We start from the raw sequence: 22,592 nt of genomic DNA, 5'->3' as shown, positions 1-22,592 counted from the left end.
TGGATCTAGTAGGTCGGGGGAAGGCTGGCGGGCGGGTTCGGTTGGGCACACCGATGTGGAGACCCATCCGCGCAGCCCTCCCCCTTTTGGGTGCCCCGGCACGTGGCTGCTTCCCCTGTGGTGCAAAGGGGGGACCAGGGGTCGCGCATCGTTGCCGGGGCGGTCTGGGTGCTTCAGGTGTTGTTGAGGTGCTGGCCGATGATTGCGGGTATCAACAGGTCCAGAAAGGTGATGTCCTCGGCGGCAGGGATGTTGTCGATAATCGGATCGAGCAGTGGCCCGGCGTACAAGCGGCCGGTGTGGGGTCCGGCGGCGGTGCGGGCGCTGCTGATCAGTTCGTAGATCACCATCGCCATCACACGAACACGAGTGGTGGCGCTCATCCCGTCCCGCACCGCATCCGCGGTGGCGGTCATGAGGGTGCCAATCACGTCGACGAGGACGTCGAGTTCGGCGGCGGAGCGTTCGGCGTCCTGGTCCCCGGTCACCGACCGGCCTGCGGCGGCTGGGTCGGAGGCGAGGCGGGGCGGGTGGCGAGGTCGGGGTATCGGGTGGAGTCGAACACGACGCGGATACCGATCCACGGGCATTTCTGGCCTCCGAGTGCGATGTCCATCGGGGAGTCGTGGTCGGCCATGCGACCGAGAACGACCTTCACCATCTGCCCGAAGCAGTTCATCGACGGGCACTTGACCGACAGCACCTCCCCGGTCTGCTGGTCGAAGGTGAACAGGCCGCATTGTTCGACAGTGATCCACGGCCCACACGCCGGACCGCACCCATAGGGCACTGCGGCGGTTGCGGTGTCAGGCATACGCCCTCACCGCCCCTCGCTGCCGTGCGTGCTTGGCGGCGCATCCCCGGATGGCTTCGATGACGAGCCGTCCCGGTGGCCGGTAGGGGTCGCGGGGTGGTTGCACCCACGCCCGGAACAATCCGGGGCGCTGTCCGGGACCGGGCAGCGCGATCTGTCCAGAACGCAGGATGGACACACCGAAGCGTGACATCTCCGCGTACAACCGAATGTCCTCCGGCAGGTCCGGGCCAGTGAGAAAGGTCCAGTGCTGCGAGCGAGGGTGTGTCAGTACCGGCCCGGCCTGCTGGCCGTGCCGGTGCATCCACGTTTTGACTTTCGAGCCGACAAACGCGGGCATCATCACCCCGCACACCCGCCCCGCCCGCATCGTGATCCGCCCCAGATGCGGCGGCTGGACCTCAGCGGGCAGATCGCATACCTGCCGGTAGAAATGACACGCAGACAACGGTGTATGCCCAAGCTGTCCAGATGAAATCACTAACGCCTCCCCTGCTCGATGTACTGGTGTGCACCCGCCGCCGGGGAGCGATGAGGACACCGGATCAACCCGGCGGCGCGTGCCGTGATCAGCCTCACGTGACAGCCCCGGTCGTAACAATGTCGGCACCCGGACTTTTCCCGGACTTTTCCCGGACTTCGTGCTTCGTAGACCGACCGCCCTGAATCGGAGGGATACCGTGGATTCGATGCAGAGCGTGAGGTGAAACGGCGATGGAAAGTGCAGCCCCCCGCACCGTGCTAGAAGCGCTGGTCCGCGCTGGCGACCGGAGCAATGCCGAATGGTGCACAGCCTTCAACGAACTGGCCAAGCAGAGCCAGGAGAACGCGACGCTGTCCGAGCGTCAGTTGCGTCGCTGGATGGCTGGAGACGTACCAGATGCACGCCCAGCCGCGCGGCGTGTGGCACAACGAGTGTGGAAACTGGCTTTTGAGGTCCTCGTATCGCCTCCCGACGTCAGAGGGGGCCTACCACAAGCGGCTTTGTCCACGCTCGATCAGGTGAATCAGGAGATAGAGATGTCCACGGAAGACTCTGCACGCTGGGTCAAACGCGGCGCTGGTGGGGTCGACGAGAATGTCCTTGAACAGCTACATGTCGACGTCCGCCACTTCGCCGCCGACTACCTGACCAAGCCCCCCTTGGAGCTGATTCCGGGACTGACTCAGATGCGGCGCGAGGTATTCGAGTTGCTCGAGGCCCGTCAACGGCCCCGCTACATCCGCGACCTGTATTTGATCGCCGGACAGGTCTGTGCGCTGCTCGCGCACGCCTGCGCCGACCTCGGCCGCCCCTACGACGCAGATACCCATGCCCGAACCGCCTGGGTCGCAGCCGACTTCGCCGAAGATCAATATCTGCGCGCCTACGTCCGATGGGTTCAAGCCAACGTCGCGTACTGGGCCGGTGACCACCGCCGCGCCGCACAGTACGCGGAAAACGGGCTCGGCGACATGACCGACCCATCCACCCGGCTTCGCCTTGCCAGCCAGCTCGCACGTGCACGAGCCGCTCTGCTCGACGAGCGAGCGGCTTTGGAGGCTCTGAACATTGCTATGGACGCCATTACTCGGGTACAGACAGCTGCCACCGACGCGCCGGGCGTGATGTGGTTCGACCCCGGCAAGGCTCGGTACTACGCCGCAGAGGTCCATCTCGCTCTCGGCGGCCATCACCACAGCAGGCTCGCCCTCGAACACGCCGAAGCTGCGCTCGAAGTCTTCGACGACACCAGCCCACCGGAATTCGTCGCAGCGGCCGAACTCGACGCGGCCAGAGCACACCTCGGCCTCGGTGACTTGGATGCCGCGACTGGCCGTATCGGCACAGTTCTCGAGCTGCCGGTGGAGCTGCGGACCATCCCGATCGTCGAGCGGGTCGTGAAGGCCGCCGACGAACTGCGCACAATCTCTGCCACAACGCGGGTCGCGCGGGAGCTCCCGAGCCGGATTAGCCTGTTCACGAGCAACACAGCACAACAGGCGAGCAAGGAGTGAGATGCCCCCGACACAGGTTGCGGTATGCGGTCCCCGACATGCCGCCGCCGCAGATGCGACGAACGCATGGGAGATCGGCAGGCTTCTCGCGGAGGCGGGCGCAACCGTCCTGTGTGGCGGCGGAGCTGGCGTGATGGCCGCAGTAGCCGAAGGAGCGTCCTCCGCTGGCGGTCTGGTGATCGGTGTGCGGCCCGACACTGATCCCGACCATATATGTGAAGGTCTGTCCGCAGTCCTCTACACGAACATGGGTGAGGCGCGCAACGCCATCCTCGTCTGGTCCGCTGATGCTGTGATCGTCGTCGGCGGCTCGTGGGGCACCCTTTCCGAACTGGCGCTGGCGAACAGGCGCGGCAACGTTCCAATCGTCTCGATAGGTGGCTGGCAAATCCTCGACAGCGACGGCAAACCCATCGAGTCCGCCGTGGTGACGTCAAGCCCACAGGCAGCCGTTGAAGCTGCGCTGTCCGCTGCTCAGCGGCGATAGGCGCACTGCAACAACAAACTCCGGCTCGCGAGGGGTGCGCTGTCGGCCTGGGCGACTTCGGATACGGTCCGCACATCTGCCCCGGCGCGGCCCTTGCCCGCCTGGAAGCCGGGATCGCGCTACCCGCCTTGTTCGCCCGCTTCCCCGGCCTGCGCTTCGCCGTGCCGGTCGAAGAGATCCGCAACCTCCCCGTGCTCACCCAGAACGACCTCGAAGCATTCCCGGTGTACCTCGGGAACTGATCCGTTCCGCCGGTTGTTGCCGTGCCTATGACCGGCGAAACCTCGGCGGCGCCGCACCGGCGCGCCCAGCTCCGTGACTTCCTCCGCACCCGCAGAGCACGGCTCACCCCGCACGACGTCGGCCTGGCGGCGGTGGGCCGGCGGCGGACACCCGGCCTGCGCCGGGAGGAGGTCGCGATGCTCGCCGGTGTCGGCGTGTCCTGGTACACGTGGCTGGAGCAGGGGCGCGATATCACCGTGTCGGCGGAGGTCCTCGACGCGGTCGGCGCGGCACTGCGCCTTTCCGGGCCGGAACGTTCACACCTGTATCTGCTCGCCGGTCTCAACCCGCCGCCACCCGGCCGGGCCCGCGACACCGAGGTCACCCCCGAGCTGCTCCGGTTGCTCGACGCGTGGGGATCGCGCCCGGCGGTGCTGCGTGACCGCTACTGGAATCTGCTCGCGGTCAACGACGCGGCACGAACTGTCTTCGGCTTCAGCGACGCCGACCACAACTGCCTGATCAGCTTTTTCACCAACGCCAGGTACCGAGCCATGCACGTGGCGTGGACCGCGATCGCGCCCGCGGTCGTGGCCGCCTTCCGCGCCGACGCCGCGCACGCCCCCGGCGATCCCGAGTTCAGCAGGGTGGTCGGCGAACTCACCGCCGCGAGTCCCGAGTTCGCGCGGCTGTGGGCCCGCCACGACGTGGACGCCGCCGTCCAAGCCGTGAAGGCGGTGCGCCATCCCGAAGCCGGTGACTTGCTGTTCGACACGACCACCCTCGCGGTGGCCGACCATCCGGACTGGTTCCTGGTGCTCTACAACCCGCAACCCGGCACCGAGACCGCGCAGCGGGTCGACGGGCTGATGCGCAGCCGACTCGCCCCGGTGTGACCGCAACCTGGTGGTGCCACACCTAGGTCAACTGGACACTGTTCGGTTCCGGGACGCTTCGGCACGCTGATTCCCATGACGCACAACATCTCCCGATTCGACGGCAAGGTCGCCCTCATCACCGGCGGCTCGAGCGGCATGGGGTTGGCGACCGCACGACGGCTGCTCGCCGAAGGCGCGCGGGTGGTCATCACCGGACGGGACCGGACCCGGCTGGACGCCGCGGCCGACGCATTGCACGGCGGCGACCGCGTGCTCGCGATCCGAGCCGACGCGGCGCGTCTGGCCGACCTCGACGCGCTCACCGCCGCCATCCGCGACCGGCACGGCCGCCTCGATGTCGTGTTCGCCAACGCGGGGGTCGCGTCCTTCCAGCCGAACGCCGAGATCACCGAAGACGAGTTCGACCGCGTCGTGGACACGAACTTCAAAGGCGTGTTCTTCACCATCCAGAAAGCCCTGCCGTTGCTGTCCGCGCACGCCGCGGTCGTCATCAACGCGTCGTGGACGCTGCATCGCGGCCTGCCCGGCGCCTCGCTGTACGCGGCGACCAAGGCGGCCGTGCACAACCTGGCCCGTACCCTCGCGGCGGAGCTGGGACCCAGAGGGATCCGGGTCAATTCCGTGAGCCCCGGGTACATCGAGACTCCGATGTTCCACGACAACGTCAGCCCCGACGCGCACACCGCCGTGCTGGCCGAAGTGGCGAGCCGCCGGTTGGGTACCGCCGACGACGTGGCCGACGCCGTGGCATTCCTCGCGTCCGCCGAGGCGTCCTACGTCAACGGCCAGGATCTGATCATCGACGGCGGTCTGGTCGCCGCCGTATCCCGCGAGCTGATCTGACCGGCTCGCGGTCCCTCATGTGCGCGAACCGTTCTCGCGCCGTACGGATTCGACGATGGCGTCCCGGATGGGCCGCCATCGCAGATCGAGCTCGGCCAGGGTCCGGGAATCGTCGGTCGGCGTGGCGGTGGTCAGCAACCACGCGGCCTCGTAACCGAGCCCGGCGCTGATCGGCAGGAAGCGGGCGGCTGCGTCGGTGAGCCGCCCGAGTCCCAGCAGCGCGGCCTTCGGCACCGGGACCCGCCGGATCCGCTGTCCGGCAGCGCTTTCCAGGATGTCCACGATCTCGTCGAACGCCACCAGGTGACCGCCGCACAGATAGCGCCGCGGTCCGAGACCGGGACGCATGACGGCGGCGTGCACGGCGGCCACGTCCCGGACGTCGATCATCTGCATCCCGCCGCGAATCCGCGGTGCGATCCGGGCCCGCAGAATCGCGCCCCAGCCGTCGGAGGTGATCCCGGCCTGCGCGCCGAGGCCGGGGCCGACGACGCTGGAGGGGTAGGTGATGACGATCGGCGCACCCGCGGCCTGCAACGCCCGGGCGATCCGATCGGCGGCCGACTTGGTGCGGCCGTAGGCGCTGCGGCCGCGCGCGGTCGGGCTGTCGGGCGTGATGACCGGATCGGGGCTGGGGAAAAGGGCGCTGTAGCTGGCGACGTGCACGATCGGATCCAGTCCGAGCGCTGTCGCGCGGGCCAGCACGGTGGCCGTCGCGTCGGCGTTGACCTCCCACATCAACTGCTCGCGCCGGTTGTCGGTGCCAACCACGCCCGCCGCGTGCAGGACGGCGTCGCATCCGTCGAGCAACGCCTCGACCACCTTCGGATCCCGGATGTCGCCCGGCAGCACCGACAGCGCTTCGGGCCCGGCATCGAACATGCCGACCGCCGCCGGGACCGATTCGCTCGGATGGACCAGCAGGACGACGCTGTGCCCCGCGCGCAGCAGTGCGGAAACGGTATGCGCACCCAGGTAGCCGGTGCCGCCGGTGACCGCGATTCGCATCCCGGCTACCCCTTGTCGTTTCCGGTCGACCGCTCCCGCGTTTCCGTTCCCCGCCCCGCCGTCCGCGGTCGACCGTTTCGTCCGCCCATCACATTCCTTCGTCACCCTGAGCTCACCTGTCCGGGTCGGCCACGGGGCGCCTTCGGCGCGCCGCGACAATTGCCCGAAGCATCGGCATAAATTCGATGCCAGTGGCATCGTAATAGAAGGCGGGAAGCGGCATGGGCGAAACGGCACAGGACCCGCGGTCGGGGCCCCGGAGCGTCGGCCGGCCTCGGGACGAGTCGGTCGAGCAGCGCGTGCTGGCGACCGTCCGGGAGATGTTGGCCGAAGTCGGATGGGACGAGTTGAGCGTCCGGGCGGTGGCGGCACGCGCCGGAGTCGGCCGGGCTTCCATCGGTCGCCGCTGGCAATCGAAGGCGGAGTTGGTGCTGCACGCCGTTCTGGGTGAGACACCCGACCTGGGCCCGTTCGAGGGCACCGACCAGTACGGGTGGATCGAGTGGGTGCTGCGCGGCAGCCGGGAACTGTTCGCGCGCGCCGATGTTCGCGCCGCCGTACCGGGGCTGTTGACCGCGCTCGATCACGACCCGCACTTGCGCCACCGGCTGTGGGCCGGGTTCAGCACACCGGCGGCCGCGCTCTTCGCCGCGGGTGACACGACCGGACGCCGTGGCGGGACTGCCCGGCCGGGTGCCACCGAACCCCGCGGGCAGGCCGAACTCGACGCCAGGGCAGTCATCGCACTGGCGGCGGGTGCGGCGCTGTTCCTGGAGTTCGTCGCCGACGGGGACGACACCGCGCTGATCCACCGGCGCATCGGCGAACTGCTGCACCGCGCCGTCCTCGAGCGCTGAGCCGGCCGATCCGCGCGAAATCCGGTTGGCGTCCCGTCCGGGCCGCTCAGTACAGTGGGCCGGTGATTCGCACGTCCGCGCTGGCCCATATCCGGGATCGCCGCCTGCTGCAGGCGCGCTCGGCAGGCAAAGACGTCTTCTACATGGCCGGTGGCAAGATCGACCCCGGCGAAACGCCCGAGGCGGCACTGCACCGCGAAGTGCGCGAGGAACTCGGTGTCGGCGTCGTCTCCTGCGACGAACTCGGGGTGTTCCACGCCGAGGCGTACGGCCACTCCCCCGGCACCCGCCTGCACATGACCTGCTTCACCGCGGAACTCGACGGCGACCCGCGCCCGACCAGCGAGATCGCTGAACTGCGCTACTTCACCGTGAGCGAGTACGCCGCGATGGACCACGTGGCACCCGGTTCGATGCTGGTCTTCCGCAAGCTCCACGAGCTCGGCGTGGTCGACTGGTAGTCCTCGCGAACTCCGTCCGGGGCACCGTCCTTGCAGCGCGGGTGCTCGTGGTGAACGACATTCTTACGCCCGTGGCGCCGGACGGCTCCGTTCGTCACGCAGAGCGGGGCGGCTTGTGGCGGAACCGGATTCGGCCATCGAAATCGGCCAAACGACGACGTGACGTGCACCGGGTTACGCAACCCGGTGGCCGGATCGCGCGAACCGCCGCACTCGGGCGGCACGTCGAAGCCAGGGAGCCGCGGCGAGCGATGCCGACGTCAGATCACCCTTCGCTCCCACTCCGCACGGTCTCCGGAGCACGACGAGCATGCTCGGCCACCCAGACGCCGACGCCGATCGCCCCGGCGACCGGCCACGACACCAGCCCGGTGACGGCCGCCGCCCCGAGCCCGCCGAAATAGAGCAACGACTCCCGATCCGGTACCCGATTGCGCACCGCCGTGGTCGCCGACGAAACTCCGGTCGCGACGGTGCGCGGCCCGGGCGGAAGCGGAATGCGGGCCATCCGCATGCCGACCGTGGGAACCGGCACGCGCAACCTGGCGCGCGCGGTGGTCGCGGGGCGCGACCCGGTCTTCGATTCGGCCTTCGATCCGGTCTCGGTGCCGGGCACCGGCGGTGCCGTCTCCCGCGCCTCGGAGCCGGATGCGCGGACCTTCTCGGTTGCTGTCTTGGACATGACCGCTCCTTCCTTCGTCCTGCACCTCATCACTGTGTATGTGATCCAGCCAAGCCGTGCTCGCCCCTCGTCGCAACCCCCGGGCTTGCCGGGCCGCTCGACCGCACGCAGGGCGCGCCGCAGTCGAGCGGATGTCGCCGGCGCCTTCGAATCGACGCGACGAACAAGGATGGCCAACTGATTGCTGGTCATCACGATACCCGCGTTCGATCGGAAGAATTCGAAGTTCTACCGCCCGTAAAACGGCCTTTCTGACCGATTCCGGTTTCACCCCCTCGTGTCGCTGGTAATTTGCTGGCGGTACATCAACCCAGCCGGCTGATCGACGAATGCGGCGAACTACCCTTGGAGGTCAACGGTCGTGACTCGTCCATTTCTTCGTATCCTGGGCAGCGGGCGCATGGGTTCGGTCCGTGCCCTCGGTGCGGTCGGCGGCATGGCACTCACCCTGCTGCTGTCGACGACGGCAACCGCGGAGCCGATATATCCGCTGCCCGATCCGGACCCGTTCTACGCCGCCCCAGCCGATCTGGCGGCGCACCGACCAGGTGACGTGCTCGCGGTGCGGCCCTTGCCGCCGCTGGCGTCCTTCCCGGGCGCCGCCGTCCGGCTGGTCGAGTTCCGCTCCACCAATTCGCACGGCGTGCCGATCGCGGCCACCACCACGATCGTCACCCCCGCCTTCCAGCGGCCCGGCATGCCGCTGTTGTCGTATCAGCACTTCATCAATTCGCTCGGTACCGGCTGCGCGGTATCGCACCTGCTCTACGAGAACGATTTCAATTTGACGATGGCGACGCCGATGCTGAACGTGTTGGTCCAACAGGGCTGGAGCCTGGCGCTGCCGGACCATCTCGGACCGCAGTTCGCACTCGGGGCCGGACGTTTGGGCGGCCAGATCACGCTGGACGGCATCCGGGCGGCGAGACAACTGCCCGAACTCGCCGTTCAGCAGAGCCCAGTGGCGCTGGCCGGCTACTCCGGCGGCGGTCTCGCCACGGCCTGGGCGGCCGCGCTCCAACCGTCCTACGCACCTGACGTGCGGCTGGCGGGCGCGGCCTTCGGCGGCGCTCCGATGAACCTGGTGGCGATGGCGGAGGGGCTGGGTTTGAATCCGCACCCTGCCTTCGGTCTGGCCATGGCGGCGGCGATCGGCCTGGAGCGGGAGTACCCGGATCGCGTGGTGATCAGCTCGAATCTCAACGGGCGCGGCCGCGCGCTCCGTGACGCCATGGCCAACAGCTGCACCAACGAAATCCTTGCCATCGGCGCCGGCGGCAGCGCGCGCGAGATGACCGACAGCACCTCGGTCTTCAACATGCCCGAGGCCTGGTCGGTGGTGGAGGAGAACAGCGTCGAGCTCTACGGCAGCGCGCCGGAAACTCCGATCTTCGAATGGCATTCGCCGACCGACCCGCTGATTCCGATCGGTGCCATCGACAGCACCGCCCGACGGTGGTGCGGGGCCGGGGTACCGGTTCAGATGGTGCACGTGCCCGCGATCGACCATCTGTCCGCGGCGGCCGTGGGCGCTCCCGCGGTGGCGGCATGGCTCGAAGGCCGGGTTCGCGGAGAGCCCGCGCCCTCCAACTGCTGACGAATCGAGCCGCTCGACGACTGCCCGTCGCTACGACCACGGCAGACGTCGAGCGCTCGGGGAGCGGAGGCAGCAAGCGGCAGACCCGAGCCGGATTGCGCGGCGATCTGCGGGGTAAACCGCCATCACAGGAGGTGATCACATGCCGAAAGCTTGGTCGGACAAGCAGGAACGCCAATACGAGCACATCAAGGACTCCGCGAAAACCCGCGGCGCGAGCACCGGTCGCGCGAAGGAGATCGCCGCTCGCACGGTCAACAAGAACCGCGCCCAGTCCGGGCAGTCCAAGACCGCGAGCAAGACGTCGACCAACGACAAGTCGCCGCAACAGCGCGGCGGACAGCGTTCGCACAGCGGCGCACAAGGGCCGACGCGCGACCAGCTGTACAACGAGGCCAAGAAACGCAATGTCGAAGGCCGCTCGAAGATGACGAAGAAGGAGCTGGCGCACGCGCTCGGACGGGACTGAGCAGGCGCGCCGCTCGACGCCGAAGAAGCGAGAGGAGTGGAGATGGCCGAGCAGCAGGAAACGGGCACCGTTACCGGCACCAGGGACAAGGACTACAACCTGATCTGGTTCGTCGAAGCGTCCCTGGAGAATGCTCTGCGTCTGGATACGTTCATCCGGGACGCGGAACGCGACGGAGACAGCGAGCTGGTGGAATTCTTCCGAAAGGCGCAGGCCGACAGCCGTAAAGGCGGTCGGATGGGTAAAGAGCTGCTGTCCCAGCGCCTCGCCAAATCCGATATCTGAGCTTTTCCCGACGACAGGCGGGGAGGACGGCCGCGCGGCCGTCCTCCCCGCCTGTTTCCATCTTTATCCAGCTGGAACGGATGGCCGGGTGTCGTCGTCCGGAGGCTGGGTACATCGCTGTCGAATCTCGCCGCCGAGCCGAGGAGCAGATATGCGCGTAGTCGTGGTCGGTGCCACCGGAAACGTGGGGACGAGCTTGCTGGAGACCCTGTCGGCCGAAGCGGGGGTCGGTTCGATCGTGGGAATCGCGCGACGCGTCCCGAGCAAGTCGTGGGATGGCGTCGAATGGGTGCGGGCGGACGTGCGAACCGACGACCTGGAATCCCACTTCCACGGCGCCGACGCGGTGGTGCATTTGGCATGGCTGTTCCAGCCCAGCCATCAGCCCATGGTCACTTGGCGGGCGAATGTGGGCGGCACGGAGCGCGTGCTGCGTGCCGTGGCCGCTGCGCAGGTCCCGGCTTTCATCTACGCCTCGTCGGTCGGCGCCTACTCCCCGTGCCACGACGACGAGCCGGTGCCGGAGAGCTGGCCGACCGATGGCTGGCCGCCTGCCGCGTACACCCGTGAGAAGGCCTATGTCGAACGGCTGCTGGATCGGTTCGAGGCCGAGAATCCGGATCGCCGCGTGGTGCGGATGCGCCCGGGGTTCATCTTCCGCCGGGAGACCGCCAGCCAGCAGCGGCGCTTGTTCGCCGGGCCGCTGCTGCCGAATCGCCTGATCCGGCCGGGGCTCCCGCCGATCCTGCCGCTTCCACGGGGCCTGCGCTTCCAAGCGGTACACAGCGACGACGTCGGTCGCGCCTATGCGCTCGCGATCGCGACCGACGCGCGTGGGCCGTTCAATCTGGCCGCGGAACCGGTGATCGACCGCGACCGGCTGGCCGAGCTGTTCGGTGCCCGGGTGGTGTCCGTGCCGCCCGGACTCGTCCGCGCCGCGCTCGCCATGGGGTGGCACGCGCGGACCCTGCCCGCGGCGCCGGACCTGTTCGACGCGGTGATGCGCCTGCCGATCCTGGACACCGGCCGCGCGCGGGCGGAGCTCGGCTGGACGCCGCGGTTCACCGCGGTCGATGCCATCCGGCATTTGCTCTCCGGTTTGCGCGCCGGCGCGGGGGAAGACACCCCACCTCTGGCTCGCGACGCGGGCGGGGCTTGGCGCTGGCGGGAATTCGCATCCGGGGTGGGTGGCCGAGAGCTGGGTGTCGGCTAGATGCCAGACAGCTGACACGGCGCGCTGGGCGTGGTCGAAGCGAAGCGTCGCGTCTATGTGTTCGTGGTGGTCGTCCCGCAGCCGCCCGCGGCGGTGAACGGGTGGATCAGCTGGCGGGCGTAGTCGACCGGGTAATCGGGTTTGGCCGCCATGCCGAGCTGTTCGGAGGTGAAGCGCCGGCCGGGATCGTAGGAGTAGGTGCGGTAGAGGTGGTCCCAGAGCAGGGTGAACAGCCCGAAGTTCACGTCGCCGATACCGGCCCACTTGAGGTGATGGAAGCGGTGGCCCGCGTTGAGCGCGAGGACGTATCCGGCGGGACCGACACGGTAGTCGGCATTGGAGTGCTGTAGCAGCAGCTGGATCGCGACGGCGAGGGCGAGGACGGAGGCCACGTCGACGGGCAGGCCGAGCAGAATCAGCGGCGCGACGCCGGCGGCCATCTCGACGGTCTGGTGGACGGGATGTTTCATCAGGCCGTTGAGTCCGTAGAACCGGGTGACGCTGTGGTGCACGGCGTGGAATCGCCACAGCAGCCCGATCTTGTGACTGGCCAGATGCACCGTGGTGATGCCGAAGTCGGCGATCAGTACGGCAAGGAGGACCTGTCCGGCGAAGGGCAGCTCGCCGGGCCAGATCCGCGCGCTCGGGACGATCGCGGCCAGCAGCGGAATGGCGGCGACGCTGATCAGGATCAGAGTTTCGTTGACCATCGCGTGGATGCGGTCGCGGCGACTGTCGCCGAGGTCGTGGTTCCAGCCCTGCTCGTACGGGATGATCCGTTCGGCCAGGAACGAGGCTGCGATCGCCGAGGCCAGGATCGCGAGGAGCCAGTATTTCGGGGCGCCCGCAGCCGAGAGGGCGATACCGAGCCCGTTGAGCCCGAGCAGCATGAACGGTACGTAGGCATACCGCGTGATTCGTTGTGTCGCCAACAGTATGGTCGTGTGCATGCGTTGAGCGTGCTGGCTCGACACCGCATCCGGCTTGAACGATTCGGCTAACGCGAATCGTTGTGCCAGGACAGGTTCCGGCTCAGCGCCGAGGGCGGCAGGCCGAAGGTCTCCCGGCAGGTGCGAGTCAGGTGGGCGCTGTCGGCGAACCCGGCGGCGTGCGCGGCGGTGGTGAGGTCCGCGCCGCCGGCCACCGCGTCCCGCGCGATCATCAGCCGCAACCAGAGCACGTAGCGGCGCAGCGGCAGCCCGACCTGAGCGGTGAAAAGATGTGTCAGTCTGCTCGCCGAAATGCCAACGCGGGCGGCGAGATCGGCGGTGCGAATGGTCCCGGAGGCGACGACGACCGGCAGGCAGTGCAGCGCGGAGGCCACCGCCGGGTGGCGGACGGCGTGGGAGACGGCTGTGCTGTGCGGCGCCAAGATCGCCATCAGTTCGGTGACGGCCGCGGCCACCGGCGCATCCTGATCGGGCAGGGACAGCGCCGGTCCACCGGACCAGCCGGCGGTGTGGGCGCGGTGCGTGGCGGCACGACCGGCGGTGCTGTCCGGATCGAGGAACACCGCGATACCTGCGGGGGCGCCGCGCAGAACGCGATGCGATGCATCGGCGGGGATGATCATGTGGGTACCGGTGCACTCGGCGTGGTCGCCGGCAACGGTGATCGGGCCGGCCCCGACTATCACCTGGACGGCGTGGTGGGCGTGGGTGCCGGTCGGGCCGATCGATCCGCTGAAGGCGAGCACGCCGGGACGCAGCAGGACCTCGCCGCGCCAGGGCTGCGGGCCGGTGCGCTCGTCAATGGTGGCGTCGGGAGCCTGCGTCCCGCATGCCGCCGAACGGAGTGGTGACACCGTCGTAGCGTACGGGCAGCATCATCCCCTGATGTGCGTGCGGCAGGTTGTGGCAGTGATTCATCCAGATGCCCGGATTCGATGCTCGAAACACGACTTCCCAGACTTCTCCGGGGCGAACATCGAAGGTGTCGACCCACAGCGGGCTGCCCATGCCTCGCGGGCGGGCGCGAGCGGATTCCTGCGCAAAGACGCGCGAGCCGCCGAACTGCTGCACGCCATCCGGGTGATCGCCGACGGCGACGCCCTGCTGGTCGTCATCGCCTACCAGACCGGGCTGACCCAGCCCTGGCTGCGGCAGCCCGCGGCGATCGCATTCGTCCGGCACAGCCGCCACACGGCTCGGTCCTCGTCGACGTCCGCGCGGCTACGACCTCCCGCGCAGACGTTCGCGATCTGCGTACGCGGATCGACGTAGACAGTGCCGACCGCTGACGGACGCGGGACGTGCCCACCGGATCGAGAATCGATGGCGTGAGAGGCAAAGTTCCACTGCGAGTTCGCATTCTGTCCGCGCTTACCACCGAGCCGGACTGGGATTCGATCACCCCCGAACAGATCATCGAGGTACGTGAGGCTCAGGCCCACAAGCGCCGCTCGGCACTGGGCAGGCTGGTCACCGGCAAGCCTGATCAGCGCGCTCGCATCACCACGCACACACTCGATCTCCCACAACGACGCGTGGACGTGCGGGTCTACCGGCCCGAACGGGAAGACTCGGCGCTGCCTTTGATCATTGCGTTCCACGGCGGCGGATTCCTCGGCGGTGCCCCGGATCAGGACGATTGGCTGCTCGGGCACTTGGCGGCGAACCTTCCGGCCGTGGTCACCTCCGTCGACTACCGGCTGGCCCCCGAACATCGCATCGGCGCATTCGTCGAAGACGCCCACGACGCCGCGGCCCAGCTGGCCGAATCGGCCCCGGCGTTCTGCGCGGACCCCGCCCGAATCGCCCTGCTGGGCGCCAGCGCGGGAGCCACGCTCGCGGCGCTCACTGCGATCCACGCCCGCGAACTCGGGCTGGCGGTACGGGCGCAGGTGCTGATAAATCCGCAACTCGATTGGACCGACCGTATATTCGACTATCACTCGTTCACCGAGAACGCGGACGCACCGAGCCCGACGCCGGCCTTCTGCCGTGCCATGCTGCGTTTCGCGATTCCCGAACCGTTCGATCGCACGACGATCACCCCCCTGCTGCGTGACGACCTCGAGGGGGCGGCCCCGGCGCTCATCCAAGCCGCGGGGCTGGACCCGCTGGCGGACCAGGCCCCGGCCTACGCCGACCGCCTGCGGCAGGCGGGCGTCGACGCGACGCTGACGCACTATCCGGACGCGGTGCACGCCTTCCTTTCCATGCCCGGGCTGGTTCCCGCGGCCCGGCCGGCCCGCGCCGAGATCCTCGGTTACCTCCGTACCCACCTGCTGGCACGGCCCAGCGAGCAGACGTGCCCGCCTCAGTCGCCGAACCCGTCGGCGATCTGGCGGGCTCACGGCGGTTCGTGAAAGGGCACCGTTCCCCTTCGGGCGAGCGGGCCGACATGCGTAGTCGCTCGTGCCCGCGAGTGCGGTGTGCCGACTCCGGCCGCCGGTCGAGGGCTATACGGCCGGTCGGCGAAGCGGCCATACCCGGCACCTTCCTTTCGTTCACCCCATTACATGAGAGGCGTTCTATGCGAAATACGACAACCGGGCCAGGCGTGCGGATCGCCGTACGACGCGCGATTTCGGCGCTGCTGGTCGCCGGATGCGCGGTACCGGTCGCAGGAGTGGCAGCGGCGGACCCGGTAGCTTCGAGCGGCCCCGGAGCCATCGTGTCGTCCCGGTCGCTGGAGGCGACCGAACTCATTCCCGCGGCGGGCGAGGGGTATCGGCTCGTCTATCGAACCACCGGCCGCGACGGCGAGCCGGCGATCAGCGGCGGAAACGTCTACCTGCCCGCCGGGGCTGCACCGCCGGGCGGGTGGCGGGTAGTGTCCTGGGCGCACGGCACGAGCGGGATGGCACAGGGGTGTGCACCCAATCTCCTCGGCGGGATCGCGGATACACACGACGAAACACCGCAGCTGACAGACCTGCTAGCCCAGGGGTACGCCGTGGTGGCCACCGACTACATCGGGCTCGGGGCGCCCGGGCGCTACGAGTATCTTTCCGGGCGCGCGGAAGGACACGCGGTGCTCGATATCGTCCGCGCCGGCCGCCTCGTCGAGCCGGACCTATCGGATTCCTATGCGCTGGCCGGACATTCGATCGGCGGGCACGCGGTGTTGCACGCGGCACAGTTGTCTTCGAGCTACGCACCGGAACTCGATCTGCGCGGCACCGCCGCATTCGCTCCGACGAGCAACTACGAGCAGTTGATCTCCGCGCTCTCCGGACCGGGCCTGGCTGTGCCGCTCCCCGCGGGACTGCAGCTCAGGGTCTTGATGATCCTGGCCGGCCTCGACCACGCGCATCCGGAGCTGGGCGTTGCCGACCACCTCAGCGAACGAGGCAAACATGTGGTGGCCATCGCGGAGTCCGGGGAAGACTGCCTGAGGTCAGCGGAACAAGCCCTCACCGGTCGTCCCTTCGGTCAGCTGTTCGCCGAACCCCTGTCCGATCCGGCCCTGACCGCCGCACTGCGCGAGTACATGGCCGCGCCCATGACCGGCTACGACCGGCCGCTGCTGCTTCTGCAGGGCGGAGCCGACACTGTGCAACCGATCCCGACCACCGTCCTGCTCCAGCAACAACTCGAACAAAGCGGCACCGACAGCCGCCTGCTTGTCTACCCCGCGGCCGACCACTTCACACTCTTGCCGCACGCCCGCCACGATACAGCCGCATTTCTGGCCCAGATGCTGCCGAGCCGCTGACCCACCCTGCTGGAAGCATTCCTCGATGCGCCAAGCGGGCGCCCGCGATCCAGGCCAGATCGGCGATGGTGGATCTGCGGGGTCCGTAGCAGACGTAGTAGGCGAACTCGGCAGGGTTGGAGATGCTGCGCCGGGCCAGCAACCAGTGCCCGCGCCCGAGTTCCCACCCGATACGGATCGGCACCCGCGCCCAGTCGTAGTCGGGGGGCGGTGCGCACCGGCACCAGCGGAGATCGGCTGCTACGCCTTGGGCGGGAGCGCGGCAACGAGCTCGTCAGCGCGGGCCTCGGTGAACAGGCCGGCGATCAGGGTGTCGTTGCGGCGGGTCGCCAGTACGTGGGCGATGTCGTGTTGTTCGAGCCATACCCGCAGGTACTTGACCTGACCGTGGGCTTCGTCGGCGGTGAACCACCGAAACGGCACCTTCGCCGACACTGCCCGTTCCAGCATCGCCATGGCGGGAGGCATACGCCAGGAACACTCCGATCTGGCAGGTCTCCGTCCGCCCGGCCGTGCCGGAGTACTGGCGCCGCACCCCCGCCGAGCGGATGCCTTTCTTCAGGAAACCGGTGTCATCGGCGATCAGCACCGCGTCCCGGTCACCGAGCCGCTCGGTCACATACGAGCGCACATCGTCGCGGACTCCGTCGATGTCCCGGTCCGCCCACCGCAACAACCGCTGCATCCCGTCCGGGCTCACCTCACCGGCTTGCTCGGCCAGCGTCCACCCGTTCTTCCGCTCGAGCCCCGCCACATACTCCCGGGCCCCACCCCGCGGCTCCGACCGCGTGAACCGGTTACCGATCCTCTAGCTCGCCTGCCGCTCCGCGTCGCGCAGCGGTCGCCGTACCGGTGTCTCCGGCCCGCCGACGATCGAGTCGTCCGACGACCCCGAGTCGACCTCACCACGACCGAAGGGGCCGACCCGTGCATCAGGGTCGACCCCTCCGGCCTTCGGATGCCGCCACCTGCGCAGTACTACTGCCTCAGGCTCGGGCACATGCGGGCGGCGGCGTCAGCTGTAGATGAAGAACACGCCGGTGGCGATGCCGCCCGGACCGGTGACCGTGACCGGCACCGGACCGAATCCCACCGGGGTGATCGCGGTGATCTGCGTGTCGGAATTCACCGTGAACGACACTGCCGGAAGGAAACCGAAGAACACACCGGTGGCGCCGGTGAATCCGGTGCCGGTGATCGTGACCGCGGTACCGCCGGTCACCGGCCCGGTATTCGGCGTGATCGAAATCAGCGTCGGCACCGAGACATACGTGTACGGCACTCCCGGACTTGTACCGGCCGGAGTGGTGACGGTGACCGGCACGGTACCCGTTCCCGGCGGAGCGATCGCGATGATCAGCGTGCTGGAGACTCCGAAGAAGAGCGTGGCCGGCGTGGCACCGAATTTGACCGAAGTAACTCCGGTGAAGCCGGTTCCGACGATCAAAACCAGGGTTCCACCGGTCGACGGCCCGGAATTCGGAATCACCGCGGCCACCACAGGTGGCTGCACGACATAGGTGTACGGAAAACCATTGCTGGTTCCACCCGCATTGGCAACGGTGACCTGTACGGTGCCGGCGCCGGGCGGGGCGATCGCCGTGATCTGCGTATCGGAATCCAGGGTGAAAGTCGTTGCGGTCGCGCCGAATCGCACCGTGGTCGGCCCGGTGAATCCGGTTCCGGTGATAACCACACTGTTACCCCCCGAAGTCGGGCCCGTGGTCGGCGATACCGAAGTGATAGTAGGCATGGCATTGCCCCTTTTCAGAGTTGATTACCTGCACCGGGGGGTGCTCGACCTTTTGGTTGCCCGGCTGTAACCATTAAGGCCCTGAAACCAGCGCTGCGGCAATGCATATCGCGATCCGTTTTCGTCCGTTTTTGTCCGCTTCCGTCTGGTTTATGACCGGCTCGATTACACAGCGATAAGACTGTGTCTCACGTCGGCTGCCCGGGGGGACCGGGCAGACCACAGCCCATTGCGCTCCCCACTCGTGGGGAGCGCGCGATTCGAGACATCCGATACTGTGAAACTTCCTGTCGGACAGACTGCTTCGGCGTACGCGACCAGGAGGTGGCCCTCGACATGGATATGGGTCGGCCCGAATATTCGGGGGCATGCGTACGGGGGATGCGCGTTTGCCGATGCCACCTCCCTTCGCGCCGCCGATGGACAGCTTCCGGCATCGGTGCCGGTCCGTTCGAGACCACAACCGTGATTCGTTGTGTCGCAGCATGTCTCGCGGCTGTCGCCGAGCTGCCTCGAGGGCGGGAACCGGCAGGGTTGCAGACACCGGCAGAGCCGCCGCCACCTCAGGTTCGCTCCGCGCTCGCAAGGCGGCGGCACCGCCACGGCCGACGAGCCGAAGGTGGCCATTACGGTGGTGTTCGCGCTGGTCAGCGGCTGCGCGGGGAGCAGGGTTCGATGCCCGCGCCGAGCCGGCCGACCGCGGTGAGTCCAGCTCGAAGATCCGCGTACCGCCCGCGGAAAAGCCTCCTTCGGCATTCCCACCGTTGGAGTCAGTCGCTGCGGTAGCGATGAGACACTCTCACGGTGACCGAGAAACTCGCCACCGGGATGTCCGTCAGCACATACGATTACGACGAGCAATTGCCACGGCTTCCCATCCCGACATTGGAGGAAACGTGCGAACGGTTTCTCGAGAGGTGCTCGCCGTTGCTGACCGACGAGGAACTCACTGCCACGAAAGCGGCCGTGGAGCAGTTCCTCGCACCGGACAGTCCGGCGCGGACTCGGCAAAGCGAGATCGAGCGATTCGATCGGACACCCGGCGTCCATAGTTGGCTCGACGCATTCTGGAACTCTCGCCATCTCGGCTATCGGGACAGTATCGCGTACAACGCGAATTCCTTCTTCTTGTTCCCGGACTCGGAACATGGGCAACTCGAACGTGCCGCCGAACTGATCTTCCGTACCGCCGCGTACAAATTCGAACTCGACGCCGAGATGGTAGCGCCTGTGCTGCTGCGCGGCCGGCCACTGTCCATGCATCAGAACAGGCGCCTGTTCTCCACCACCCGGATCCCCGGCATCGAGTGCGACACCGTGCGCTCCGCCTACAGTGCCGCCGAGCCCGGCCCGTCGACGGCCCGGCACATCGTCGTCTTCTTCCGAAGTCATGCGTTCCGAATGGACGTCGTCGCGGCGGACGGCATCCCGCATTCCATCGAGGACCTGATCGCCGGGCTGGACGCGATCAGAAGAGCCGATCCGGCCGGGGAGGTGTCGCCGGGTGCGCTGACAACTGGACCACGCACCACTTGGGCGAGGGCTCGCCAGGCCCTCATGGAAGATCCGGACAACGTCGCCGCATTCGAGACGATCGAAACGGCGCTGTTCTGCCTCGCGCTGGACGACTTCGCGCCCCGAGACGAACTCGCTGCGTGTAACCAGCTCATGCACGGCGACGGCGGGAACCGCTGGTACGACAAAGCGTTGACATTCATCGTGTTCGCCGATGGTCGCGCCGGCGTCAACATCGAGGAGTCCGGCCTGGACGGAACCACCGTGGCCGGCTTGTGCGACGCGGTTCTGGCGGGTGCGACAGCGATCTCGGCGGACGAGCCGGGACGGGCGCCCGCGATATCACCGGTCGAATTCCGTCTCGACGGGGCTATCCGGCAGGATATTCGGCAAGCCTCGGCCGACTTCGCCGAGCAAGCGGGCGGGACCGCCACGGAGGTCGTCACGCTCGACGGCTTCGGCTCGGACACAGCCAAACGGCTCGGAATATCACCGGATGCGTTGGTACAGATGGCTTACCAACTCGCTCATCAGCGGTCCAGGGGATCGCTCGGCACCACCTATGAATCCGTTGCCGTGCGGCATTACCGCCACGGCCGCACAGAAGCCCTCCGTGTGGTCACCCCCGAAGTCGTTCGTTTCGTCGCGTTGATGAACGACGAGACCGCTACGGCCACCGCTCGGGCCGAAGCGCTGCGCACCGCCGCGGCGGTACACGTCGCTCACACCAGAGACTGCCAGGCGGGGCGTGCTCCCGAACGGCACCTCGCGGAGCTACTGCGAATCCAGCGACTCCACGGCGGTGAGCCGCTGGCGCTGCACGAATCTCCCGGTTGGCGAATTCTGCGCGATGACTATCTCAGCACGAGTGCCGTGTCATCGGTCAACGTTCGATTCTTCGGTTTCGGGCCGACAGCCGACCGATGCATCGGGATCGGCTACCTCGTGCAGCCCGGCGCTGTCAACATCCACCTCAGCGCGGCCGAGGGCATCGCACAGTCATTGCGCCGATTCGCGCACGCTGTCTCGGTCGCGATCCCGGAGTTGTGCGGTCTGCTCGAGACGACATCCGTCGCCTAGCATTGCGTGTCGATGAATGACTTGTCGAATATGGCAGTTCTCGCACGACAATCGAAGACGTGGTGCGTATAGATCACGAAGGCATGGTAGCGAACACGGGAAGAGAGTTCGCCTGAGCGAAACCGTGCCGATCACCTCCAAGAGTAGGATTCCCGCCCCGAGAGGTGAGTGGGGGTGAAAGCCTACCGAGAGCTTCTGGCAAATCGAACAGTATGCAATATGATTTTGTTCAGTCTGCTGTTCCGGACTGTTCTCAACTCCCAATCGCTGTTGCTGGTCATGCATGTGCGGCACACGTTGGACCTCTCCTACGGCGCTGCGGGCCTTCTGAGCACCGTGGTCTACCTGTGCATGGCGGGCACCGAGCTACAGCGCGGCCCGCGGCTGGATCGCTCGGGCCTGCGGCCCACTCTCGCACCGGCGATCGTGGTGAACGGGATCTGTTGGCTGGTCGCACCATTCGCCCCCTTTCCGCTGTTGTTGCTGCTGGCGGCGTTGGCGGCATGGTTCGAGATACCGATCATCAACGTCGCGAAACAGGCCATTACGGTCGCCACGACCGAACGCGAGCGGCGACCGGCGCTCGCCGCGTACGAGGTGACCGCGGATATCTCGCTCCTGGTCGGGCCGCCGCTGGGTGTCGCGGCGATGAGTATCTGGGACACGGGGGTAGTGCTGCTCGTGGTCCGATTGGTGGCCGTGGGTTGCGGGGTCGTGTTCTTGCGGCAGAATCCACCGCTGCGAACCGGTCCGAGCCGAGTATCACGCCGTACCCCTCAGCGATTCTGGTTGCAGATCGGTTTCGTGGCGCCGAATATCGGATACGCCGCGGCCGCCGCAGTCCTGTGTGCGGAGGAACTGAGTGTCATCACGGCCATGCACGATTTCCACGCCAAGAAGTCGATCGGGCTGGTGCTGGCCATAGGCGCAGCCGGTGCGGTGGCCGGCGGGTACGGTTACGGCGCGATCTCCAGAACCATCTCGCCGTATGTCCTGCTGGTCGGGCTCGGAATCGGCGTGGTGCCTTGTGCCCTGGCCACCGGGCCGGTTTCGCTGGCCATAGCCGTTTTCATCGTCGGAGTGCTGGCCGGTGCTGTTTTCCCGGCCAGCACCGATCGGATGAATGCCGTTGTCTCCGAGGACGCACTCGGTGAAGCCCTCGGTTTTCATTTCAGCCTGATGTGGGTTGGCGTGGCCATGGGAAGCATTCTGGCGAGCCAGTCCGTCGACTTCGCCGGTTCATCAGGCGGCTTCCTCTCCGCGACCGCGATCGGTATCGGGGCGGGAATCGGGCTGGGCCGGATCGCGGCGCGCGCTGCCCCTACCCCCGGGGCGCCCGACGAAGTGAGTCGAGAACTCATCGTCACCACGACAAGGCGGATAGTGGACGCCGTCCTCGGCGACGATATCTATGGCTCCCTCGACGCCCGGCCCGACGGAAGTGACACTTCCGAGAAGAATGCGGACCCTCCCGTTCCCGGACACCGAAACCGAACGGAGATCGCGGCCGTACCGTCCATGGGTTCCGAAGCCGTCGAGGCCGTCCGGACCGGGCAACGCTTCCCGACACCTTGGACCGAAACTCCGTCACCGCACGAGCGAAAAGACTCGCCATGGAGCGGACGCCCGGTTTAACTCCCGGGTCTTGCCAACTGCCGGCTGTCCGGATTTCGCCCTCAGCCGAGTGAGCATCCGATACGGCCACAAAACTACACGCCCCCGCATGCACCTACCATCTCGAAGGTTT

General features: G+C 67.6%; 22 protein-coding genes and 2 pseudogenes. 15 read left to right on the top strand and 9 right to left on the bottom strand.

What is annotated here, in order from left to right; genetic code table 11:
- Window positions 1-173 precede the first annotated feature (173 nt).
- Both ACGF7Y_RS20170 and ACGF7Y_RS20165 read right to left on the bottom strand, forming a co-directional pair.
- Complete coding sequence (locus ACGF7Y_RS20170) at window positions 174-488, bottom strand: hypothetical protein (protein WP_393235872.1); 315 nt, start codon at window positions 486-488, stop codon at window positions 174-176.
- Window positions 485-814 (bottom strand): hypothetical protein, encoded by a 330-nt coding sequence (locus ACGF7Y_RS20165; protein WP_393235870.1) that lies wholly within the window; start codon window positions 812-814, stop codon window positions 485-487. Before ACGF7Y_RS20165 ends, ACGF7Y_RS20170 begins: the two co-directional genes overlap by 4 nt.
- A 714-nt stretch (window positions 815-1,528) precedes the next feature.
- Between ACGF7Y_RS20165 and ACGF7Y_RS20160 the strand changes: the two genes are divergently transcribed.
- The 4 genes from ACGF7Y_RS20160 (at window position 1,529) to ACGF7Y_RS20145 (ending at window position 5,263) form a co-directional block, all read left to right on the top strand.
- Window positions 1,529-2,812, top strand: a complete 1,284-nt coding sequence (locus ACGF7Y_RS20160) for a hypothetical protein (protein WP_393235868.1) — start codon at window positions 1,529-1,531, stop codon at window positions 2,810-2,812.
- A 1-nt stretch (window position 2,813) separates the two neighbouring features.
- Window positions 2,814-3,299 carry an LOG family protein gene (locus ACGF7Y_RS20155; protein ID WP_393235866.1) on the top strand — a complete coding sequence of 162 codons (486 nt, stop codon included), beginning with the start codon at window positions 2,814-2,816 and terminating at the stop codon, window positions 3,297-3,299.
- A 269-nt stretch (window positions 3,300-3,568) separates the two neighbouring features.
- Window positions 3,569-4,417 (top strand): helix-turn-helix transcriptional regulator, encoded by an 849-nt coding sequence (locus ACGF7Y_RS20150; protein WP_393236173.1) that lies wholly within the window; start codon window positions 3,569-3,571, stop codon window positions 4,415-4,417.
- 75 nt (window positions 4,418-4,492) lie between these two features.
- Window positions 4,493-5,263 (top strand): glucose 1-dehydrogenase, encoded by a 771-nt coding sequence (locus ACGF7Y_RS20145; protein WP_393235864.1) that lies wholly within the window; start codon window positions 4,493-4,495, stop codon window positions 5,261-5,263.
- Window positions 5,264-5,278: 15 nt separating this feature from the next.
- On the opposite strand, the gene ACGF7Y_RS20140 is transcribed toward ACGF7Y_RS20145, so the two are convergent.
- Window positions 5,279-6,271: an NAD-dependent epimerase/dehydratase family protein gene (locus ACGF7Y_RS20140; RefSeq protein ID WP_393235862.1), complete on the bottom strand. Its 993-nt coding sequence runs from the start codon at window positions 6,269-6,271 to the stop codon at window positions 5,279-5,281.
- 221 nt (window positions 6,272-6,492) lie between these two features.
- Between ACGF7Y_RS20140 and ACGF7Y_RS20135 the strand changes: the two genes are divergently transcribed.
- A complete protein-coding gene (locus ACGF7Y_RS20135) occupies window positions 6,493-7,128 on the top strand; it encodes a helix-turn-helix domain-containing protein (protein ID WP_393235860.1) in 636 nt (211 codons plus the stop codon).
- A gap of 62 nt (window positions 7,129-7,190) precedes the next feature.
- Window positions 7,191-7,589, top strand: coding sequence for an NUDIX domain-containing protein (locus tag ACGF7Y_RS20130; RefSeq protein ID WP_040866298.1), 399 nt, complete (start codon window positions 7,191-7,193; stop codon window positions 7,587-7,589).
- Window positions 7,590-7,854: 265 nt separating this feature from the next.
- Here the strand turns inward: ACGF7Y_RS20130 and ACGF7Y_RS20125 are convergent, their stop codons facing one another.
- Window positions 7,855-8,271: a hypothetical protein gene (locus ACGF7Y_RS20125; protein ID WP_393235858.1), complete on the bottom strand. Its 417-nt coding sequence runs from the start codon at window positions 8,269-8,271 to the stop codon at window positions 7,855-7,857.
- Between the two features lie 400 nt (window positions 8,272-8,671).
- On the opposite strand from ACGF7Y_RS20125, the gene ACGF7Y_RS20120 reads away from it, so the two are divergent.
- The 4 genes from ACGF7Y_RS20120 (at window position 8,672) to ACGF7Y_RS20105 (ending at window position 11,835) form a co-directional block, all read left to right on the top strand.
- The gene (locus tag ACGF7Y_RS20120; protein WP_393235856.1) at window positions 8,672-9,868 is read left to right on the top strand and encodes a lipase family protein; all 1,197 of its coding nucleotides are present in this window, start codon (window positions 8,672-8,674) and stop codon (window positions 9,866-9,868) included.
- A 142-nt stretch (window positions 9,869-10,010) separates the two neighbouring features.
- Complete coding sequence (locus ACGF7Y_RS20115) at window positions 10,011-10,337, top strand: plasmid stabilization protein (RefSeq protein ID WP_393235854.1); 327 nt, start codon at window positions 10,011-10,013, stop codon at window positions 10,335-10,337.
- Between the two features lie 42 nt (window positions 10,338-10,379).
- Window positions 10,380-10,622: a hypothetical protein gene (locus ACGF7Y_RS20110; RefSeq protein WP_062973520.1), complete on the top strand. Its 243-nt coding sequence runs from the start codon at window positions 10,380-10,382 to the stop codon at window positions 10,620-10,622.
- A 151-nt stretch (window positions 10,623-10,773) separates the two neighbouring features.
- Window positions 10,774-11,835, top strand: a complete 1,062-nt coding sequence (locus ACGF7Y_RS20105) for an NAD-dependent epimerase/dehydratase family protein (protein ID WP_393235853.1) — start codon at window positions 10,774-10,776, stop codon at window positions 11,833-11,835.
- A gap of 53 nt (window positions 11,836-11,888) precedes the next feature.
- On the opposite strand, the gene ACGF7Y_RS20100 is transcribed toward ACGF7Y_RS20105, so the two are convergent.
- The 3 genes from ACGF7Y_RS20100 to ACGF7Y_RS20090 are packed head-to-tail and all read right to left on the bottom strand — an operon-like array spanning window position 11,889 to window position 13,793.
- Entirely contained in the window at window positions 11,889-12,785 is an 897-nt protein-coding gene (locus ACGF7Y_RS20100; RefSeq protein ID WP_393235851.1) for a sterol desaturase family protein, read from the bottom strand.
- A gap of 47 nt (window positions 12,786-12,832) precedes the next feature.
- Entirely contained in the window at window positions 12,833-13,639 is an 807-nt protein-coding gene (locus ACGF7Y_RS20095) for a helix-turn-helix domain-containing protein (protein ID WP_357040615.1), read from the bottom strand.
- The gene (locus ACGF7Y_RS20090) at window positions 13,584-13,793 is read right to left on the bottom strand and encodes a multicopper oxidase domain-containing protein (protein WP_393235849.1); all 210 of its coding nucleotides are present in this window, start codon (window positions 13,791-13,793) and stop codon (window positions 13,584-13,586) included. The genes ACGF7Y_RS20095 and ACGF7Y_RS20090 overlap by 56 nt, the downstream gene beginning before the upstream one ends.
- Here ACGF7Y_RS20090 and ACGF7Y_RS20085 point away from each other — a divergent pair.
- From ACGF7Y_RS20085 to ACGF7Y_RS20075, 3 genes and pseudogenes are all read left to right on the top strand, one after another.
- Window positions 13,794-13,892: pseudogene (locus tag ACGF7Y_RS20085) on the top strand (DNA-binding response regulator); the annotation flags it as partial.
- Window positions 13,893-14,113: 221 nt separating this feature from the next.
- Window positions 14,114-15,145 (top strand): alpha/beta hydrolase, encoded by a 1,032-nt coding sequence (locus tag ACGF7Y_RS20080; protein ID WP_393235848.1) that lies wholly within the window; start codon window positions 14,114-14,116, stop codon window positions 15,143-15,145.
- Between the two features lie 35 nt (window positions 15,146-15,180).
- Entirely contained in the window at window positions 15,181-16,497 is a 1,317-nt protein-coding gene (locus ACGF7Y_RS20075) for a lipase family protein (RefSeq protein ID WP_393235846.1), read from the top strand.
- Here the strand turns inward: ACGF7Y_RS20075 and ACGF7Y_RS20070 are convergent.
- Together ACGF7Y_RS20070 and ACGF7Y_RS20065 are read right to left on the bottom strand one after the other, a co-directional pair.
- A pseudogene (locus ACGF7Y_RS20070) lies at window positions 16,489-17,302 on the bottom strand (IS701 family transposase); the annotation flags it as partial. The gene ACGF7Y_RS20075 and the pseudogene ACGF7Y_RS20070 sit on opposite strands and share 9 nt — an antisense overlap.
- A gap of 210 nt (window positions 17,303-17,512) precedes the next feature.
- On the bottom strand, window positions 17,513-18,250 hold the full coding sequence (locus ACGF7Y_RS20065; RefSeq protein WP_393235844.1) for an IPT/TIG domain-containing protein: 738 nt from the start codon (window positions 18,248-18,250) through the stop codon (window positions 17,513-17,515).
- 804 nt (window positions 18,251-19,054) lie between these two features.
- Here ACGF7Y_RS20065 and ACGF7Y_RS20060 point away from each other — a divergent pair.
- Both ACGF7Y_RS20060 and ACGF7Y_RS20055 read left to right on the top strand, forming a co-directional pair.
- Window positions 19,055-20,845, top strand: a complete 1,791-nt coding sequence (locus ACGF7Y_RS20060) for a choline/carnitine O-acyltransferase (RefSeq protein ID WP_393235842.1) — start codon at window positions 19,055-19,057, stop codon at window positions 20,843-20,845.
- A gap of 219 nt (window positions 20,846-21,064) precedes the next feature.
- Window positions 21,065-22,480, top strand: a complete 1,416-nt coding sequence (locus tag ACGF7Y_RS20055) for an MFS transporter (RefSeq protein WP_393235840.1) — start codon at window positions 21,065-21,067, stop codon at window positions 22,478-22,480.
- The last annotated feature ends 112 nt before the right edge of the window (window positions 22,481-22,592 follow it).

This window comes from Nocardia sp. NPDC047654 (assembly GCF_043205035.1).
Classification (GTDB): Bacteria; Actinomycetota; Actinomycetes; order Mycobacteriales; family Mycobacteriaceae; genus Nocardia.
Note: the sequence above shows the minus strand (reverse complement) of the source record. Positions and strands in the feature narration are given on the sequence as shown.

Bases quoted from the DNA above. Each gene is read 5' to 3' on its own strand.
- ACGF7Y_RS20100 (WP_393235851.1), bottom strand. From the start codon at position 12,785: ATGCACACGACCATACTGTTGGCGACACAACGAATCACGCGGTATGCC.
- ACGF7Y_RS20155 (WP_393235866.1), top strand. From the start codon at position 2,814: ATGCCCCCGACACAGGTTGCGGTATGCGGTCCCCGACATGCCGCCGCC.
- ACGF7Y_RS20125 (WP_393235858.1), bottom strand. From the start codon at position 8,271: ATGTCCAAGACAGCAACCGAGAAGGTCCGCGCATCCGGCTCCGAGGCG.
- ACGF7Y_RS20165 (WP_393235870.1), bottom strand. From the start codon at position 814: ATGCCTGACACCGCAACCGCCGCAGTGCCCTATGGGTGCGGTCCGGCG.
- ACGF7Y_RS20160 (WP_393235868.1), top strand. From the start codon at position 1,529: ATGGAAAGTGCAGCCCCCCGCACCGTGCTAGAAGCGCTGGTCCGCGCT.
- ACGF7Y_RS20120 (WP_393235856.1), top strand. From the start codon at position 8,672: ATGGGTTCGGTCCGTGCCCTCGGTGCGGTCGGCGGCATGGCACTCACC.
- ACGF7Y_RS20135 (WP_393235860.1), top strand. From the start codon at position 6,493: ATGGGCGAAACGGCACAGGACCCGCGGTCGGGGCCCCGGAGCGTCGGC.
- ACGF7Y_RS20140 (WP_393235862.1), bottom strand. From the start codon at position 6,271: ATGCGAATCGCGGTCACCGGCGGCACCGGCTACCTGGGTGCGCATACC.
- ACGF7Y_RS20110 (WP_062973520.1), top strand. From the start codon at position 10,380: ATGGCCGAGCAGCAGGAAACGGGCACCGTTACCGGCACCAGGGACAAG.
- ACGF7Y_RS20065 (WP_393235844.1), bottom strand. From the start codon at position 18,250: ATGCCTACTATCACTTCGGTATCGCCGACCACGGGCCCGACTTCGGGG.
- ACGF7Y_RS20090 (WP_393235849.1), bottom strand. From the start codon at position 13,793: ATGGGCAGCCCGCTGTGGGTCGACACCTTCGATGTTCGCCCCGGAGAA.
- ACGF7Y_RS20150 (WP_393236173.1), top strand. From the start codon at position 3,569: ATGACCGGCGAAACCTCGGCGGCGCCGCACCGGCGCGCCCAGCTCCGT.
- ACGF7Y_RS20105 (WP_393235853.1), top strand. From the start codon at position 10,774: ATGCGCGTAGTCGTGGTCGGTGCCACCGGAAACGTGGGGACGAGCTTG.
- ACGF7Y_RS20145 (WP_393235864.1), top strand. From the start codon at position 4,493: ATGACGCACAACATCTCCCGATTCGACGGCAAGGTCGCCCTCATCACC.
- ACGF7Y_RS20115 (WP_393235854.1), top strand. From the start codon at position 10,011: ATGCCGAAAGCTTGGTCGGACAAGCAGGAACGCCAATACGAGCACATC.
- ACGF7Y_RS20055 (WP_393235840.1), top strand. From the start codon at position 21,065: ATGATTTTGTTCAGTCTGCTGTTCCGGACTGTTCTCAACTCCCAATCG.
- ACGF7Y_RS20075 (WP_393235846.1), top strand. From the start codon at position 15,181: ATGCGTAGTCGCTCGTGCCCGCGAGTGCGGTGTGCCGACTCCGGCCGC.